A 225-nucleotide genomic window follows, 5' to 3' on the forward strand; every position below is an offset into this window, starting at 1 on the left:
CTACCTCTCTTACTCAACTTTGTAGTCAATTAGAAACCTCAACAGGAATTTTATTGAGTCCGGAGGGACTTAATCGACGCTTTAACTCAGCTTCTGTAGCTTTCTTTCGAACTATATTTACTACACTTCTACAAGCTAAAATTGGAGGGTTATCTAAGATTTCCCATTCTCTTTCTGCTTACTTTGAGCGCATTCGCATCCTTGATTCTACAACCTTTCAAGTTC

General features: G+C 38.2%; 1 pseudogene. It reads left to right on the forward strand.

Going from position 1 to position 225, the window contains the following annotated elements:
- Positions 1 to 225 (forward strand): annotated as a pseudogene (locus tag MR059_RS21680) (IS4 family transposase); the annotation flags it as partial.

This window comes from Bacillus cereus group sp. BfR-BA-01522 (assembly GCF_022662635.1).
Classification (GTDB): Bacteria; Bacillota; Bacilli; order Bacillales; family Bacillaceae_G; genus Bacillus_A; species Bacillus_A cytotoxicus.